The sequence below is a fragment of the Streptomyces chromofuscus genome (genome assembly GCF_015160875.1).
Lineage (GTDB): Bacteria > Actinomycetota > Actinomycetes > Streptomycetales > Streptomycetaceae > Streptomyces > Streptomyces chromofuscus.
In genome coordinates, this window is sequence record NZ_CP063374.1 from 1,920,914 (window position 1) to 1,936,569 (window position 15,656).

Sequence of the window (15,656 nt, forward strand, 5' to 3'; positions counted from 1 at the left end):
CTCCCGTTGGCGTGCGCTGGTGAGGAACGGTCGGTCAGTTACCGAGGTTGTACTGCAGGGTGTCCGCCAGGGTGTTGGGGATGAAGACGTTGGGGAACAGTTGCTCGGTCGCCCCGTTCACCCGTTCGACGGTGGCGTTCATCGTGACCCCCACCGGGATGGTGCTGTTGGCGTCCCTGTACACGGGTGTCACCTGGTAGAAGATCGCGTCGTCGACTCCGAGACTCGAGGCGGGGTCCTTGACCATGCTCTGCGCCATGGACTCGTAGGTCCGCATGCTGGGCGTGCCCGTGTTCATCCCCGACTGCCAGCAGGGGACGAGGTTGTACTTGGTCACCAGGGTCGTCCCCTTTCCGCCGAGGATGCTCGCGATGAGATGACACCGGGACAGCCCGGAAGTGACATTGTTCGCCGCCTTGAAGGCCTCCGCGTCCTTCCAGCCGGTGATCTCCTTCTGGGTTCCGGTACCCCTCCCGATCCCCTTCCCGAGGCAGGCCTGCGCCTGGGTCGGCCGCAGGCCCGCCCCGTCCGCCGGGACGGTCTGCTGGATGAGGGGAACCGGCTCGGTGGTGTTCTTGAACCAGCCGTCGCCGTTGGGAATCGAGCCGGCCGGCGGGGGGTCGTTCAGGCAGCGGGCCTGCGGGCCGGTGTCCGGCGTCGAGACCGCCAGCTCGAACTGGTCGGCCTCGATGACCCGTTGGTCCCTGAAGCCGTCGGCGAGCTGCGCGTCGGCGAACTGCTTCTCGGCAGGGGTGACATGGGACTGCACGCAGGGAGCGGCGGGGTCCATGTCACGGCTGTCGTTGAAGATGTAGGTGTCCCATTCGCCGTTGCCGAGGTTGGGGATCACCTCGACGCACCGGTCGCCGGGGGCACCACCCTCTTTCGCCTCCCCGAAGGGGAAGTCGGCGCAGGTGTCGGTGTCGACGAGCTCCGGCTGGGCCGTGAAGCCCCCGCAGGTGGCGGCGGTGCGGCCGGCCACGCCGCTCGTCGACCGGGTCAGTGGCCTGCCCGTCTTCCCCCAGGCGCCGTCGAGGTGGTTCTGGGCCCAGCCGTAGGCGGCCACGGCGCCGCCCGCGTCCGCGCTCGTCGCCTTCATCGGCACGACGGCCATGACGGAGGGCACGGCACAGCCCGCCACCGACGTGCCGCCGACCGCGTCGTCGCACCTGATCTGACGCGCGTTCCTCCACGACGCGTTCGGGTCGGTCGCCGTCGCGCCCGGGGACGTCACGTACATCGCGTAGGACGTGAAGAAGGAGGCGGAGGAACCCGTCGTCCGGGGTGAGGAGTAGGTGACGGTACCGGTCAGGGTCTGGCCGAGGGCGATGCCGCCGCCGTACCAGGGGGCGGACTTGGTGGCCGTGCAGCCGGCGTCGCAGGAGGCGCGGAACTTGGCGTTCAGCGCGGTGACCTGGCCGGTCGCGCCGACCATGGTGACGGAGACCTGCTCGCTCCAGGTCGTGGCCGTCGCCGAGAGGTCACCGCCGGTGGAGACCTCCAGGACGCCGCGGCCCAGCTCCGCGCCGTTGGTGTCGCGGAGGACGTAGGTGACGTTGATGCCGGTCACGCAGTAGGAGAAGCGCTCGTAGCTGTAGCTGCCGGGGTGGGTGAGGTCGCAGCTGCCGGCGTCGGCGGCCGCGGCGAGGGTCTTCTGTCGTGTCGCCGTGCTCCTGGCCGGGGCGGGGCTCACGCTCACACATGCCTCGGCGGCACCCGCCCGGCGTTCCTTCGAGCGTGCCGGCGTGGGCTCGCACTGCTCCCCGGAGTCCACCGCAAGAGCGCTGGTCCCGATGAGGGGCGCGGTCGCCGACGGGTCCGCCGCGTCGATCCTGCCCACCTGCGGCGGCTGCGCTTCCCCCCTCTGCTGCGCATGGCTCACGCCGGGCGTGGCGAGCCCCGCCGCCACCACGGTCAGCAGGGTCAGTACGACCGATCTGACGCGTCTGCGTCCAGGCCGTCCAGGTCGTCTCGCATGCTTGATCGTCATACCTCTCCTCGCAGGGGGCACCAGACAACGGGCGGTGTCTCAGGGGAACTTGACCAGCCATGACGGCGGCACCACCCCGACGCCGAGCGCCGGGGTGGTGCCGCCGGAGTGGGTTACCGCGCCGCGTAGCCGAAGCGGTCGCCGGCTGCCGGGAGGCCGCCCGCGCCGGGCTGGTAGGTCGTGACGGGGGCGACGGCGCCGCCGGCGGTCACGTTCGACAGGGGCAGGGCGTACAGGGTGCCGTAGGTGCTGGGGCCCAGCGGCAGGCCGACGTACAGCTTGGTGCCGGTGTAGCGGATGCTCGAACCCAGCTGCTGGTCGGCGCCGGGCGCGGTGGGAATGCCGTCGCCGTCACCCGCCTCCAGCCACCGGTCGTTGGCGCCCGGGGCGCCCAGCAGGGAGAAGGTGTGCACCGCGCCGGCCTTGGCCGCCGTGCCGATGGCCTCGCCGGGGGCGCCCACGGCCAGCTTCATCGTGGCGGTGGTGCTCAGGGCCCGCGGGGCGGTGTTGATCGCGGTCACGGTGGTGCCCATGCGGTCGCCGTCCTCCCCGGTGCCGGTCACGTCGTCCTCGCCGGTGCCCTGGGAGATGCCGTAGAGCTGGGTGACGGTGCCCGCGGCGGTGACACGGAAGGTCAGGGCGGTGCCGGCATCGGCCTTGGAGACGCCGTCGACGTCGAGGTCCTCGCCGGGGGCGCCGACCGCGAGGATCGAGTCGGTGGCGGCGGCCGCGCCGGAGGGGCGGTACGGGGCCAGGGCCAGGGAGTAGCCGAACTGGTCGCCCGCCTCCGCGCCGCCGGAGACGGTGTCGAGGTCCTGGTCGAGCCCGAACTTCGGGGTGGGCAGGCCCGCGGAGGTCAGGGTGTGGCTGAACACCGCCAGGTTGCCGGCGCCGGCGTCCTCGCCGATGGCCTCACCGGGAGCGCCGACGGCGAAGAAGTTGGGGTCGGCCGCGACCGAGCCGCCGAAGCCGTCGTTCGCCTCCGCGCCGCCGGGCACATCGGCGCTGTCCTGGTGGAAGACGATGCTGGTGGTGCCGTGGAGGTAGAAGGCGGCGCCGGCCTTCGCCAGGCCGCCGACGGCCTCCCCGGGCGCGCCGCTGACCAGGAACGGCTTGCCGGCGGCGGTGACGCCGGCCGCGACGGAGTCGCCGAACCGGTCGCCGGCCTGGGCGACCGCCGTGGCCAGGGAGCCGGCGCCGGAGCCCTCCTCGAAGTGGGTGTTCTTGACCGCGCCGGTGCCGAGGCCCCCCGGGGCGCCGTGCAGGACGTCGACCATGCCGGAGTCGGCCGCGCTGCCGATGTCCTCGGCCGGGGTGCCCACGACCAGGTCGGTGCAGCCGTCCTCGTTCCAGTCGACGGTGTCCAGGGACTCGCCGAACCAGTCGCTGGCCTCGGCGGCGCCGGGAACCCAGTCGAGGTCCTGGTTGATCTCGGCCGTGCCCTTGCCCCCGCCGTAAACGATCCGCACCAGGCCCGCGGCGCCGACCGCGCCGACGGTCGCCCGCGGGTCGGAGATCGCGATGTCCTCGACGCCGTCGCAGTTGAAGTCGGTGACGCGGACCGCGCCGGTGGTGGAGTTCACCCAGGCGGCGAGGTCGTCGACGCGCGTGACGACGCCGCCCGTGCGGGTCTCGGTGGTGTCGATGCCGTAGCAGCCGCCCTGGTACGACCGGCTGGCGAGCGCGGCCAGTTGGGCCGTGCCGCCGCTGCCGCGGACCAGCGGGCCGCCGGTGTCGCCCATGCACGCGGCCGTGCCGTCCGTGCCGGTGACCGAGGCGGTCGTGGCGGCGGCGGCGTCGACGGTGAAGGTGCCGGTGTGCAGGCTGAGGGGTGCCCACTCGGTCGCGGTGCGGCCGTAGCCGGCGAGGCCGAGGGTCTCCCCGGCGGTGGGCGCCGTGGTGGCCAGCGAGATCGGGGACACGTTGGTGACGGGGCGGTCGAGGCGGGCCAGTACCGCGTCGCGGTCGGTGCGCGGGACCAGTTCGACGATGACGCGGGCGGCGCCGGCGGTGCCGGTGAGGTCGGAGCGGCCGATGACGGCGGTGGTCTTCGTGGCCGGCTTTCCGGCCGGCACGGACAGGCTCGTGGCGGGATCGGCGGCGAAGCAACTGGCCGCGGTGAGCAGCCACTCGCGGTCGACCAGGACACCCGAGCAACCGCGGTCGTGGTCGCCGACGACGATCTGCGCGGTGTAGGCGTAGGTGGTGTCGGCGGCGGGGACGGCGGGGCCGGTGACGGCGGCGGCGGAACCGGCCGCGAGCGCGGCGGAGCCGAAGGTCAGGGCGGCGGCCAGTGCGACGAGGCGCACGGGTCTGGCGTAGGTCATGAAGTGGTTCCCCTGGGTGGGTGGTGACGGATCGGACAGGAGGGCTCGGCGGGGCGCTACTTGGAGGTCCGAAGCTCCAGGAGCGTCCACTCACGGGCCTGCTCGTCCGCGCTCTCGCCCACGGGGGTCCAGGCGTTCTTCGCGATGTCGTACGACTGCTGCTCGGTACCGACCGTCATGTCCGCCTCGGTCGTGTAGTCGTTGCCCCGGATGAGGTAGACCGAGGGCAGCTCGAGGGTCAGCCAGCCGGAGTTTCCCTTGACGTCGAAGCAGACCTTGCTCCGGTCCCGGGCCTGGACCTCCAACTGCCCGGTGCCGCTCGCGCAGTCGGCGAGCGTGATGTGACCGTCGCCCCGCTTGAGCAGGATGTTCTTCTCGGTGAGGATCTTGTCCGCCTGCGGGTAGTCGAAGTCCTCGACCGCGTACCCCGGAGCCTCGTCGGCCACCGCGGCCGTGCCTGCCGGGGCGTGGGACCCACCGGGGTGGCCGGCCGCCAGGGCGGCCCATGCCAGGGCGCCGACCGCCGCGGCGCCCAGGGCGCGGGTCAGGAATCTCCCGCGCCGTTGCTGTATCGCAAATCGGCTCAGCTGCGCCGCAAATGTGGTGCGCGACTTCATCACTTTCCTCAAATCGTTGCTTCCAAAAAGATGTCCGTAACGTGGTTCAAGGCATGCGTGAAGGAATCGTCTTTCCCCCGTACAAAAAAGCCCCCAAAAATTTAGGCAGCCGCCTTCCCCCGCTCTATGCCACCTTGCTTCCCTGGCTTTGTCCACTCCGCCAACAGCCTCAAAACGGGCGGCAGTTGGGGGTGAGTTGTGACCCTCGCCACACAACTCCAACGGTTGTAGGGACTCTTGCAAAGAAATGACAAAGAAGCCGTGCCGCACACTTCTCGGACGGATTCCGTTCGCGGCCCCAAATTGATTGCTTCGTGAACACGCGTTGGTATGGTCACGTCATTGCGCAGGCAACGCATACGCCTCACGGGGGCCGCACATGACTGCCCGGGCATGCGGGGGAAGCCTGCCGTGTCAGTGATCGCCGATCTGCCTCACCGGCAGAGACCACGAGGGCAATTTCCTATGCAGACAATTTTCTGGAGTCGCAGACGGCTTCTCGGCTCGCTCGCCGCCGTCACGGCCGCCGCCGCCACCCCCCTGGCGTGGACGCCCGTGGCCCGCGCCGCCGGGGCACTGGCCACCACGGCCGATCCGCTCACCCTGCCCGACACCGACCGGGCCAAGGTGGTCAGGGCATGGATGACCGGTGGCAGGGCCACCAAGGCGGCGGCCGCCGACGCGCTGTTCGGCACCGACGCGGACATCCAGGTCTTCCTCGGCCAGACCCTGCCGAGGGTGACGACGGAGGACGACCGCGTCGCGATCGCGAGCTACCTGGCCCGTTCCGGCAAGGGCCTGCGCCGCGAGGCCACCGCCGCGCTCGACGGCGGTGACGGCACCATCGCCGCCTTCCTCCAGGGCGGATACGAGTCGGCCCTCCTGGAAGACCTCCAGGTCGCCACCGCAACCCTGTCGGCCACCGGCGGAAAGGCCGTCCGGCGCGAGGCGTCCGCGGCCCTGGACTCGGGCACGCGGGCGGCGCTGGAGTCCTTCCTGACCGAGGGCCAGTACTCCGCCCGCCTGGAGGACTCGCAGTTCCTGGTCGCCACCATGCTGGTCAACGCCGGACCCGAGGTGCAGAAGTACGCCAACCGCGCCCTGAACGGCACCGCGACGGACATCCAGTGGTTCCTCGACACCGGTCAGCACATCGCGCGTGCCCGCGACCAGGAGAGGGCGACCATCGAGGAGCTCGTCGCCGTCGTCGACCGGGAGGGAAAGCGCGCCCAGGCCGAGACGGACCTCGCCGTCGAGGCGTCCGAGCGGGCCCTGGCCGCCGCGGCCGAGGCGAAGAAGGCGGCGGAGAGGGCCGCCGCCGAGGCCGAGGCCGCGAAGGAGGACGTACAGAAATCCGCCGCGGCGGCCCGGAAGGCGGCCGGCGCGGCCAAGGGCGCCGCGAACGCCGCCCGTATCGCCATCAACGCCTCCAACGCGGCCGTGAACGCCTCCCGCCGCGCCTCCTGGGCCGCCACGGCCGCCTCCCAGGCCGCCTCGGCCGCCGGCGGAGCCGCGTCCCGTGCCTACAACGCGGCCATCGCCGCTTCCAAGGATGCGGGCAAGACCCAGGCGGCCAAGGACGCCGCGGTCGCGGCCCGCAACTCCGCCGCCAAGGCCCGTACCGCGGCCAAGGCCGCCGACTACGCGCGGGCCGCCTGCGCCCAGTCCGTCAGCGCCAGTGCCTCGGCCGCCTCCGCGGCTCGCAACTCCGCGGCCGCCGCCACCGCCGCCGCGCAGGCCGCCGCCGCGTCCGGCGCCGCGCAGTCGCAGGCCGCCGAGGCCAAGCGCCAGGCCGCCATCGCCACCGCCGCCGCCAACCGCGCCACCAACGCCGCCTCCAGCGCGCAGGCCCTCGCCAACACGGCGGCCTCCGCCGCGCGCGTCGCCCGGGACGCCGCCAACTCCGCCGCCGCCCACGCCGAGAAGGCCGCCGACGCCGTCGACGAGGCCGTGGCGAACGCGGGCAAGGCCATCGACTTCGCGAACAAGTCCACCGCCCACGCCGGCGAGGCCGTCAAGGCCGCCGACGCCGCCACCCAGGCCGTCACGGACGCCGTCGCGGTCGCCCAGGCGGCCCGGAGCGCCGAGCTGGCGCGCCTTGAGCAGGAGCGGCTGCAGGGCCTGGACGAGGCCCGGCTGCTGGCCGAGATCGAGACGCAGGAGCAGGCCGAGTACGCGAACAAGCGGGCGCAGGAGGCGCAGACCGATCAGGCGATCAAGGACCTGATCAGCGCGGCCGAGAAGGCCCTGTTCACGGACGGCGACCTGTCACTCGCCGCCACACTGGGCCGCAAGGCCGCCACCGGGCTGCTCGAAGCCAAGGGCGCGTGGACGCGGGAGGCCGCCCAGTTCGCGCTCTCCGGCAGCGACGACGACATGTTCTCCTGGATCGACCTCGACCGGGCGGTCGCCCAGAACCAGGACGACCGCGAGACCGTCCTGTACATCGCCCAGGTGTCCAACCCCGCCATCGCGGCGGCCGCGCACGCGGCGCTGGCCAGCAGCAGCTCCACGGCGGTGGGCGACTTCCTCACCTCCGGGGTGATCCGGGCCTCGCAGGACGACAACCGGGTGCAGATCGGCCGCATCCTCGACCAGAAGCCCGGCCGGGCCGTCACCGAGGCGGCCAACGACGCACTGGACAAGAACACCCCGGAGGCGTTGCAGGACTTCTTCGACCGCACCTACCCCGCCGCCGTCCGGGAGGACGACGCGGTCGAGACCGCGACCTCGGTCGCGAACGGAGGCGACTACACCAAGGCGTACGGGGACGTGGCCCTGGAGGGGCCGACGTGGATGCGCCGGAACTTCGTCCAGGTGGTGCAGTACTCCTCGGCCCAACTCGACCACGACTCCGCCACCCACGTCGCCGCGATCCAGGGGGCGATCGCCGCCGCGGCCAAGACCGCCTACACGGCGCAGCAGACCGCGGCACTGGCGTCGCAGGTGGCGGCGACCGCACGCGACGCGGCCGAGGAGGCGCAGGACTGGGCGGACAAGGCCATCGCCGCGGGGGCGAAGGCCGGCCAGTACTCCGACCAGGCCCGGCAGAACGCCGACGCGGCGGACAGGTCGGCCGCGGACGCACAGGCCTCCGCGAACAAGGCCTCGGCTGCCGCGTCGACGGCGCGCAGCGCCTCCCGCTCGGCGAACTACTCCGCGAACAGGGCCATCGACGCGGCCCGTTCGGCCCTGAACTCCGCCTACAGCGCCCAGGCGTCCGCGGCGAGCGCGCGCCAGTCCGAACTCGAGGCCGGCCGGGACGCGGCCACGGCGGCCGCGGCGGCGAACCAGGCGCGCGCCATCGTCGTCCAGAAGCGTCAGGAGGAGGCCCGCGAGGCCGCCCGCGAGGCCGCCGAGAAAGCGCAGGAGGACCGGGACAACGGCAGGGACCCGGCCGACAGCGGCACCCACGACGAGGTCAACGAGAACGGCAGCGGCGGAGACAACGACGAGTGGTACTCGGACGCCGGCTGGTGGGCCGACGCCTTCAGCTACGTCAGCATCGGCGCGGGCCTCATCTCCGCCGGCCTCGGGGTCGCCAGCCTCGTCTTTCCCCCGTTCGCGGTCGTCGGTCTCCCGGCCGCCGCCGTCTTCGGCGGCATAGCCATGGGCGCCGGCGCGCTGAGCACCTTGTTCACCGGCATCGAACACGGCTTCACCAGCAGCGAGTTCATGTGGGCCGCGGGCGGCACCGCGCTGAGCCTGGTCACCTACGGCCAGTCCAGGTGGATCACCCCGGTCGCCAAGCGGGTGGCTCCCGCGGTGAAGCGGGTCGCGGAGGAGGGCAAGGAACTGGTCTCCTCGATCACCAGCGGGCTGTCGTCGATGTTCTGACGGCCGTCGCGGCGTCCCGGGCGGCCACACGGGTCCCCCGCCCGGGACGCCGCGTCGGGTCGCCGCTGGTCGAGGCCGACGTAAGGATCCGTGCTGCCGGCCACTGCCGCCCCGACGGCCGCCGGGCCGGGAGTGGCCGGATCCCGGGCCGTCCCGCCGCGCTCACGCGCGGCGCCGGGCGGCCTTCTCGCCTCAGTGCTCCTTCTCGCTTCAACGCTCCAGACGGCCGTTGAACCGCCGGGGCAGGCCCAGCGGGTTGTCGTCCCGCAGTTCCGGCGGCAGCAGCGCCTCCGGTGCCCCCTGGTACACGACCGGGCGCAGCCATCGCTCGATCGCCGTGCCGCCGACGGAGGTGGACGTCGAGGTCGTGGCCGGGTAGGGCCCGCCGTGGTGCTGGGCCGGCGCCACGGCGACGCCGGTGGGCCAGCCGTTCACCAGGACGCGCCCCGCGAGCGGCGTCAGTTCCGCGAGCAGCTCCGGTCCGCGCCCCGCTCCCGCGGCCTCCTCCGCCGACAGCTGCACCGTCGCCGTGAGGTTGCCCGGCAGTCGGGAGAGCACGGCCGTCGCCTCGCTCTCGTCCTCGTAGCGGACCACGACCGTCACCGGCCCGAAGCACTCCTCCAGGAGCAGGTCGTGCGCCCCCTCGCGGGCCAGCTTCTCGGCCGGCACCGTCAGGAATCCCGCGCTGACCGTGTGCTCCCCGCCGGCGCCCGGTGTCACGGGCGATTCGACGCCGTCGAGCGCGGCCCGCTCGGCGACCCCGGCGACGAAGTTGTCGCGCATCCGGTGGTCCAGCAGCACGCCCGCCTCGGTGTTGCTGACCGCCTCGGTCAGCGACTTCACCAGCCGGTCCCCCGCCGCGCCGGAGGGCGCGAGCACCAGTCCCGGCTTCACGCAGAACTGCCCGACGCCCAGCGTCATCGAGCCCGCGAGCCCGCCGCCTATCTGCTCGGCGCGCTCCTCCGCCGCCGCCTCGGTGACCAGCACCGGGTTCAGGGAGCCCAGCTCGCCGTGGAAGGGGATCGGGACGGGGCGGGCGGCCGCCGCGTCGAAGAGGGCGCGCCCGCCGCGTACCGAGCCGGTGAACCCGGCCGCCGCGACCAACGGGTGCCCGATGAGCTCCACGCCCGCCTCGAAGCCGTGGACGAGGCCCAGCACCGCGTCGGGTATGCCGTGCTCCCGGGCGGCTCGGCGCAGCACATTGGCGACCAGTTCGGACAGGCCCGGGTGGTCGGGGTGGGCCTTGACGACGACGGGACAGCCGGCCGCGAGCGCGCTGGCGGTGTCACCACCGGCGACGGAGAAGGCGAAGGGGAAGTTGGAGGCGGAGTAGACGGCGACGACGCCCAGCGGGACCTTGTAGCGGCGCAGGTCGGGGACGGGCGGGGTGGCGGTGTCGTCGGGGTGGTTGATGACGACGTCCAGGAAGGCGCCCTCGTCGACGATGTCGGCGAAGGCCCGCAACTGATAGCAGGTGCGCGCGAGTTCGCCCGTCAGCCGGACGGGGCCGAGCGCCGTCTCGGCGTCGGCGGTCTCCACGAGTCCGTCCCGGGCCGCCTCCAGGTGGTCGGCGGCGGTGCGCAGGAAGGCGGCCCGGACGGCCCGGTCGGCGAGGGCGCCACGGGCGGCGTGCGCGGCACGGACGGTGGTGTCCACCTCCTGGGCTGTGGCCTCCACCGCAACCTGCTCGCGCTGCTTCCCGGTTCGGGGGTCGACACTCCAGACTGGTGCTGCTGCCACCGCGGGTCCCTCCACATGTCTTGCCGCAGTACGTACGTCGTTCACCACGCGATCCACCAGCGTTGTTCGATATACTGAACGCTGTCTCTCATGGTGAATATGATGCGGAGACTATTTCCCGTCGAACGAAGGGGTCAAGGGCGATGTCGGCAGGCGAGACAGGCGGCGGGGCGCAGGTCAAGTCCGCGGTGCGAACCGTTGAATTGCTCGAGTACTTCGCGGGAAGTCCCGGTATGCACTCGCTGGCCGCCGTGCAGGAGGCCGTGGGCTACCCCAAGTCGAGCCTGTACATGCTGCTGCGCACCCTGGTCGAGCTCGGCTGGGTGGAGACGGACGCGACGGGCACGCGGTACGGCATCGGTGTGCGCGCGCTGCTCGTCGGCACGTCGTACATCGACGGCGACGAGGTGGTGGCGGTGGCCCGGCCGACCCTGGACCGGCTCTCGGACGACACCACGGAGACCATCCACCTGGCCCGCCTGGACGGCACCAACGTCGTCTACCTCGCGACCCGCCAGTCGCAGCACTACCTGCGCCCGTTCACCCGGGTCGGCCGCCGGCTGCCCGCCCACTCCACCTCGCTGGGCAAGGCGCTGCTCAGCACGTACTCCGACGAGCAGGTGCGCAAGATGCTGCCGGAGACCCTGCCCGCGCTGACCGAGAACACCATCACCGACCGGGAGAGGCTCATCGAGGAGCTGCACCTGGTACGGGAGCAGGGGTACGCCGTCGACCGCGAGGAGAACACCCTCGGGCTGCGCTGCTTCGGCGTGGCCATCCCCTACCGCACCCCGGCCCGCGACGCGATCAGCTGCTCGATCCCGGTGGCCCGGCTCACCCCCGCCCACGAGCAGATGGTGAAGGACGCCCTGTTCGATGCCCGCGACCGCCTGACGCTGGCCACGCGCAGGCTGTGACCGGCCCGGCCCGGCGGCCGGGACGCCGTTTTCTGAGGAGCGGATGAGAAAACGGGACGGAAGGGAACGTTCCGTCCGGTGCCGCTCGTCTTCCTCAGCGGAATGAACAGGACGATCAGGCGGGCTGCGGTCTTCACCCTGCTCCTGGTGCTGGTGCTGCTGGTCAGGGCCACCTGGGTGCAGTTCTACAAGGGCCAGGCACTCGCGGACGACAAGGACAACCGACGGAACGCGATCGAGCTGTACAGCGAGCCGCTCGGCAACATCGTCGTGGCCGGCGACCCGGTGACCGGCTCGGCCCGGACGACCGGCGGCGACCTCGGATACAAGCGGACCTACGAGGACGGCGCGCTGTACGCGGCGGTGACCGGCTACAGCTCACAGGTGTACGGCGCCACCCAGCTGGAGGGCGTCTACCAGGAGCTGCTGGACGGCACCGACACCCGGCTGAAGACCGTGCTGGACACGGTCACCAACAAGCGCGCCGACCCCGGTGACGTGATCACGACGATCGACCCGGACACCCAGCGGGCGGCGTACGAGGCGCTCGGCGACAAGAAGGGCGCCGCGGTCGCCATCGACCCGAGGACCGGAAGGCTCCTGGCAGTCGTCTCCACCCCGTCGTACGACCCGTCGGAGATCACCGCGGGCAACTCGGAGGTCTGGACGCGGCTCACCGAGGACGACGAGGACAAGCCGATGACCAACCGGGCGCTGCGCCAGCCGCTGCCGCCCGGCTCCACCTTCAAGCTGGTGGTGGCGGCGGCCGCGCTGGAGGACGGGCTGTACTCCTCGGTGGACGAGAGGACGAAGAGCCCCGACCCGTACCCGCTGCCGCAGTCCTCCAGCAACCTCACCAACGAGAACCCGAACGCGCCCTGTGAGGACGCGTCGATCCGGGTGGCGCTCCAGTACTCCTGCAACAACGTCTTCGGCAAGATGGCGGTCGACCTGGGCCAGGACAAGGTCCGGGAGATGGCCGAGAAGTTCGGGTTCAACGACAGCGAGCAGGACGTGCCGGTGCGCGCGTACGAGAGCGTCTACCCGAAGGACATGGACAAGGCGCAGACCGCGCTCTCCGGTATCGGCCAGTTCGACGTGACCGCGACGCCGCTCCAGATCGCCATGGTCTCCGCGGCGCTGGCCAACGGCGGCGAGCTGGTCGAGCCGCACATGGTGTCGAAGATCACCGACCACAGCGGCGACGTGCTGGAGGACTACGACGACAACGCCTCCACCAAGGAGATCGTCAGCTCCTCCACCGCCGAGCAGCTCCAGTCGGCGATGCAGACGGTCGTCGCGGAGGGCACGGGGTCGAACGCGCGGATCTCCGGCGCCACCGTCGGCGGCAAGACGGGCACGGCCCAGCACGGCGAGAACAACAGCAAGACGCCGTACGCCTGGTTCACCTCGTACGCCAAGTCCGACTCCTCGGACAAGGAGGTCGCCGTGGCGGTGGTGGTGGAGCAGTCGGACGCGGAGCGGTCGGAGGTGAGCGGGAACGGGCTGGCCGCCCCCGTGGCCAAGGCCGTGATGGAAGCGGCATTGCGGTAACGCCCCGAGGGGGGCGGGGCTGTGTGCGATGTGCGGCCCCGCCCCGTGCGCGCGGCCGGCCACGGTGAACCCGCACCGGCCGCGCAGCGTCCCTCACTTCACGCCGAGAACCTGCTCGATCGGGTCGATCGCGAAGTACACCAGGAACAGCGCCGAGGTCGCCCACAGCAGCCAGTGCACCTCCTTGGCCTTGCCCAGCACCGTCTTGATGACGACGTAGGCGACGAAGCCCGCGCCGATGCCGTTGGTGATGGAGTACGTGAACGGCATCACGGCGATGGTGAGGAACGCCGGGACGGCGATCTCGTACCTGTCCCAGTCGATCTGCTTGACCTGGGTCATCATCAGGAAGCCGACGGCGACCAGGGCGGGCGCGGCGGCCTGGAGGGGGACGATGGTGAGCAGCGGGGTGAGGAACAGGGCGAGGGCGAACAGGCCGCCGGTGACCAGATTGGAGAAGCCGGTGCGCGAGCCCTCGCCGACGCCGGCCGCCGACTCGATGTAGGACGTGGCGGAGGACGACGACGCGGCGCCGCCCGCGACGGCCGCCGCGCCGTCGATGAGCAGGACGCGGCCGAGGTTCGGGACCTTGCCGTCCTCGTCCAGCAGCCCGGCCTCCGTGCTGATGCCGACGACCGTGCCCATGGTGTCGAAGAAGTCGGACAGGATCAGCGTGAAGATCAGCAGCACGACCGTGATGACGCCGACGCCGGGCTCGCCGAACGCGCCGAACAGGTCGAAGTCGCCGATCAGCCCGAAGTCGGGGGTGCCGACCACCTGGTCGGGCCAGGCGGGTGTGGTCAGGCCCCAGCTCTTGACGTCGGCGAGGGAGTCGATGACGATCGCGACGAGTGTCATGGTCACGATGCTGATGAGGATGGCGCCCTTGACCCTGCGGGCGAGCAGTCCGACGGTCAGCAGCACCCCGAGGCAGAACACGAGAATCGGCCATCCCGTGAGCGTGCCGGCACCGCCCAGCTGAACCGGCACGGTGGTGTTCGCGGCGTCCGGGATCCGGCTGACGAAGCCGGCGTCGACGAAGCCGATGAACGCGATGAACAGACCGATGCCGACGCTGATCGCCTGCTTGAGGGGCTGCGGGATGGCGTGCATGACGGCCTCGCGCAGGCCGGTCACCACCAGCACGCAGATCAGCAGGCCTTCGACGACGATCAGGCCCATCGCGGCGTCCCAGCTCATCAGCGGGGCGATCTGGAAGGCGACGACGGCGTTGAGGCCCAGTCCGGCGGCGAGGGCGAGCGGGAGATTGCCGCCGATGCCCATGATGACGGTCATCACCGCGGCCACCAGGGCGGTGGCGGTGGTGAGTTGGACGGGGTCGAGCTGATCGCCGTACTTGTCCTCGGCGCTGCCCAGGATGAGGGGATTCAGGACGAGGATGTAGGCCATCGTGAAGAACGTGGCGAAGCCGCCGCGTATCTCCCGGCCGAAGGTGGATCCCCGCTCGGATATCCTGAAGAACCGGTCGACGCCGTTCGCCGCCGGTGGCGGGGCACTCGGCCGGTCGGTCACCTTCTGCGTATCGGACATGGCGGACGCTCCCTGGTGCCTGAATGATCTGTGTGCGGATGTTGGCTGGATTGTTCCCACGTCGACGCGGTTTCAGGTTTTCCCCGTGTTACGGAATGGATATCGCCCCGCCGTACGTCGGATCGACCGAGAGTGTCGCTCCCACCCGCACCGTTCGCACCGATTGACGCACTGTCACATCGCCGGTGGCACTCCGAGGACACCCGAACCCACACAGCCGCCCTCTCACAGGATGGTTCATGCCCGCGCAGCCCGAGTACGCCGGTTGTCCGCCCTGAACGGCCCGGGCCGCCCCGGCGGCGACGGCACGCACCGTGAGATCGGCCGGCCGTGGGACGTCAGCGCAGCCGGCCGGCGCCCGCGTGGTGGCCGACGACGGCTGGGTGCGGCTCTCTTTCGCATCGCCTGCTTCACCCCTGGACCTGCCCGACCGGCCGGGGGCGGCCCGCGGTCCGGAGACCGCGGACCGCCCCGCAGGAACCGCGACCGGCTAGGCAGGGCGGTCAGCCGCGCCGCCACCCCGGGTCCCGGCCGCTCAGCCCCACGGCCCTCTCCAGCAGCGGCGCGTCCGCCGGAACGTCGACGACCGGGCCGAAGGGGCCGTCGTCGCGGGCCGGTTCACCGGCCGCCGCGAGGAGGAAGTCGTACGACGCGCGCAGTGCGGCGGGGTCGGGAGCGTAGGACTGGCCGGTCGCGCGGGCCAGGTCCCAGGCGTGGATCACCAGCTCGTCGGCCGCGATCACGCCCGCGACCGCCCCCGGCAGGTCCACGCCGCCCGCGCGGGTCATGCCGGTCCAGGCGCCCGGGTCGCGCCAGGCGTCGGCGAGGTCGTCGAGCACCTTGGGCAGCTCCTCGCGCCAGCCGGGGCCGATGTCCGGCACGGTCGTGTCCGGACTGGTGTCGGTCGTCGGGCCCAGGGCCTTGCGGGCGGCGTCACGGAAGGCGACGGACAGCCCCAGCAGATGTCCCAGCAGGTTGCGCACCGCCATGTCCGGGCACGGCGTCGGGTCCGCGAACTGCTCGTCGCTCACCCCGGCGGCGAGGCGGGCGACGACCCGGGTCTGCGGGCCGAGGTCCAGGGTGGTCACATCGGTCACGTCGGTCATCGGTACTCCTCGGGAAG

General features: G+C 72.0%; 9 protein-coding genes. 3 read left to right on the top strand and 6 right to left on the bottom strand.

Annotated features, from left to right (window positions below; genetic code table 11):
* Positions 1-34: 34 nt before the first annotated feature.
* The 3 genes from IPT68_RS08670 to IPT68_RS08680 form a co-directional block, all read right to left on the bottom strand.
* A complete protein-coding gene (locus tag IPT68_RS08670) occupies positions 35-1,990 on the bottom strand; it encodes a DNA/RNA non-specific endonuclease (RefSeq protein ID WP_189698797.1) in 1,956 nt (651 codons plus the stop codon).
* A 113-nt stretch (positions 1,991-2,103) separates the two neighbouring features.
* Positions 2,104-4,317: a S1 family peptidase gene (locus tag IPT68_RS08675; protein ID WP_194074063.1), complete on the bottom strand. Its 2,214-nt coding sequence runs from the start codon at positions 4,315-4,317 to the stop codon at positions 2,104-2,106.
* 56 nt (positions 4,318-4,373) lie between these two features.
* Positions 4,374-4,865 carry a hypothetical protein gene (locus IPT68_RS08680; RefSeq protein WP_373300612.1) on the bottom strand — a complete coding sequence of 164 codons (492 nt, stop codon included), beginning with the start codon at positions 4,863-4,865 and terminating at the stop codon, positions 4,374-4,376.
* 534 nt (positions 4,866-5,399) lie between these two features.
* On the opposite strand from IPT68_RS08680, the gene IPT68_RS08685 reads away from it, so the two are divergent.
* Positions 5,400-8,771, top strand: a complete 3,372-nt coding sequence (locus IPT68_RS08685) for an ALF repeat-containing protein (protein WP_189698798.1) — start codon at positions 5,400-5,402, stop codon at positions 8,769-8,771.
* 210 nt (positions 8,772-8,981) lie between these two features.
* Here the strand turns inward: IPT68_RS08685 and IPT68_RS08690 are convergent, their stop codons facing one another.
* Positions 8,982-10,448, bottom strand: coding sequence for an aldehyde dehydrogenase (NADP(+)) (locus IPT68_RS08690; RefSeq protein WP_229818427.1), 1,467 nt, complete (start codon positions 10,446-10,448; stop codon positions 8,982-8,984).
* Positions 10,449-10,654: 206 nt separating this feature from the next.
* Between IPT68_RS08690 and IPT68_RS08695 the strand changes: the two genes are divergently transcribed.
* Both IPT68_RS08695 and IPT68_RS08700 read left to right on the top strand, forming a co-directional pair.
* Positions 10,655-11,428, top strand: coding sequence for an IclR family transcriptional regulator (locus IPT68_RS08695; protein WP_189698800.1), 774 nt, complete (start codon positions 10,655-10,657; stop codon positions 11,426-11,428).
* A 102-nt stretch (positions 11,429-11,530) separates the two neighbouring features.
* Entirely contained in the window at positions 11,531-12,982 is a 1,452-nt protein-coding gene (locus tag IPT68_RS08700; RefSeq protein WP_189698801.1) for a penicillin-binding transpeptidase domain-containing protein, read from the top strand.
* A 93-nt stretch (positions 12,983-13,075) separates the two neighbouring features.
* Here the strand turns inward: IPT68_RS08700 and IPT68_RS08705 are convergent, their stop codons facing one another.
* Together IPT68_RS08705 and IPT68_RS08710 are read right to left on the bottom strand one after the other, a co-directional pair.
* Positions 13,076-14,533 (bottom strand): NCS2 family permease, encoded by a 1,458-nt coding sequence (locus tag IPT68_RS08705; RefSeq protein WP_189698802.1) that lies wholly within the window; start codon positions 14,531-14,533, stop codon positions 13,076-13,078.
* Positions 14,534-15,036: 503 nt separating this feature from the next.
* Positions 15,037-15,639: a TIGR03086 family metal-binding protein gene (locus IPT68_RS08710; RefSeq protein WP_189698803.1), complete on the bottom strand. Its 603-nt coding sequence runs from the start codon at positions 15,637-15,639 to the stop codon at positions 15,037-15,039.
* Between the last annotated feature and the right edge of the window lie 17 nt (positions 15,640-15,656).

Bases quoted from the DNA above. Each gene is read 5' to 3' on its own strand.
- IPT68_RS08670 (WP_189698797.1), bottom strand. From the start codon at position 1,990: ATGACGATCAAGCATGCGAGACGACCTGGACGGCCTGGACGCAGACGC.
- IPT68_RS08675 (WP_194074063.1), bottom strand. From the start codon at position 4,317: ATGACCTACGCCAGACCCGTGCGCCTCGTCGCACTGGCCGCCGCCCTG.
- IPT68_RS08685 (WP_189698798.1), top strand. From the start codon at position 5,400: ATGCAGACAATTTTCTGGAGTCGCAGACGGCTTCTCGGCTCGCTCGCC.
- IPT68_RS08695 (WP_189698800.1), top strand. From the start codon at position 10,655: ATGTCGGCAGGCGAGACAGGCGGCGGGGCGCAGGTCAAGTCCGCGGTG.
- IPT68_RS08700 (WP_189698801.1), top strand. From the start codon at position 11,531: ATGAACAGGACGATCAGGCGGGCTGCGGTCTTCACCCTGCTCCTGGTG.
- IPT68_RS08705 (WP_189698802.1), bottom strand. From the start codon at position 14,533: ATGTCCGATACGCAGAAGGTGACCGACCGGCCGAGTGCCCCGCCACCG.
- IPT68_RS08710 (WP_189698803.1), bottom strand. From the start codon at position 15,639: ATGACCGACGTGACCGATGTGACCACCCTGGACCTCGGCCCGCAGACC.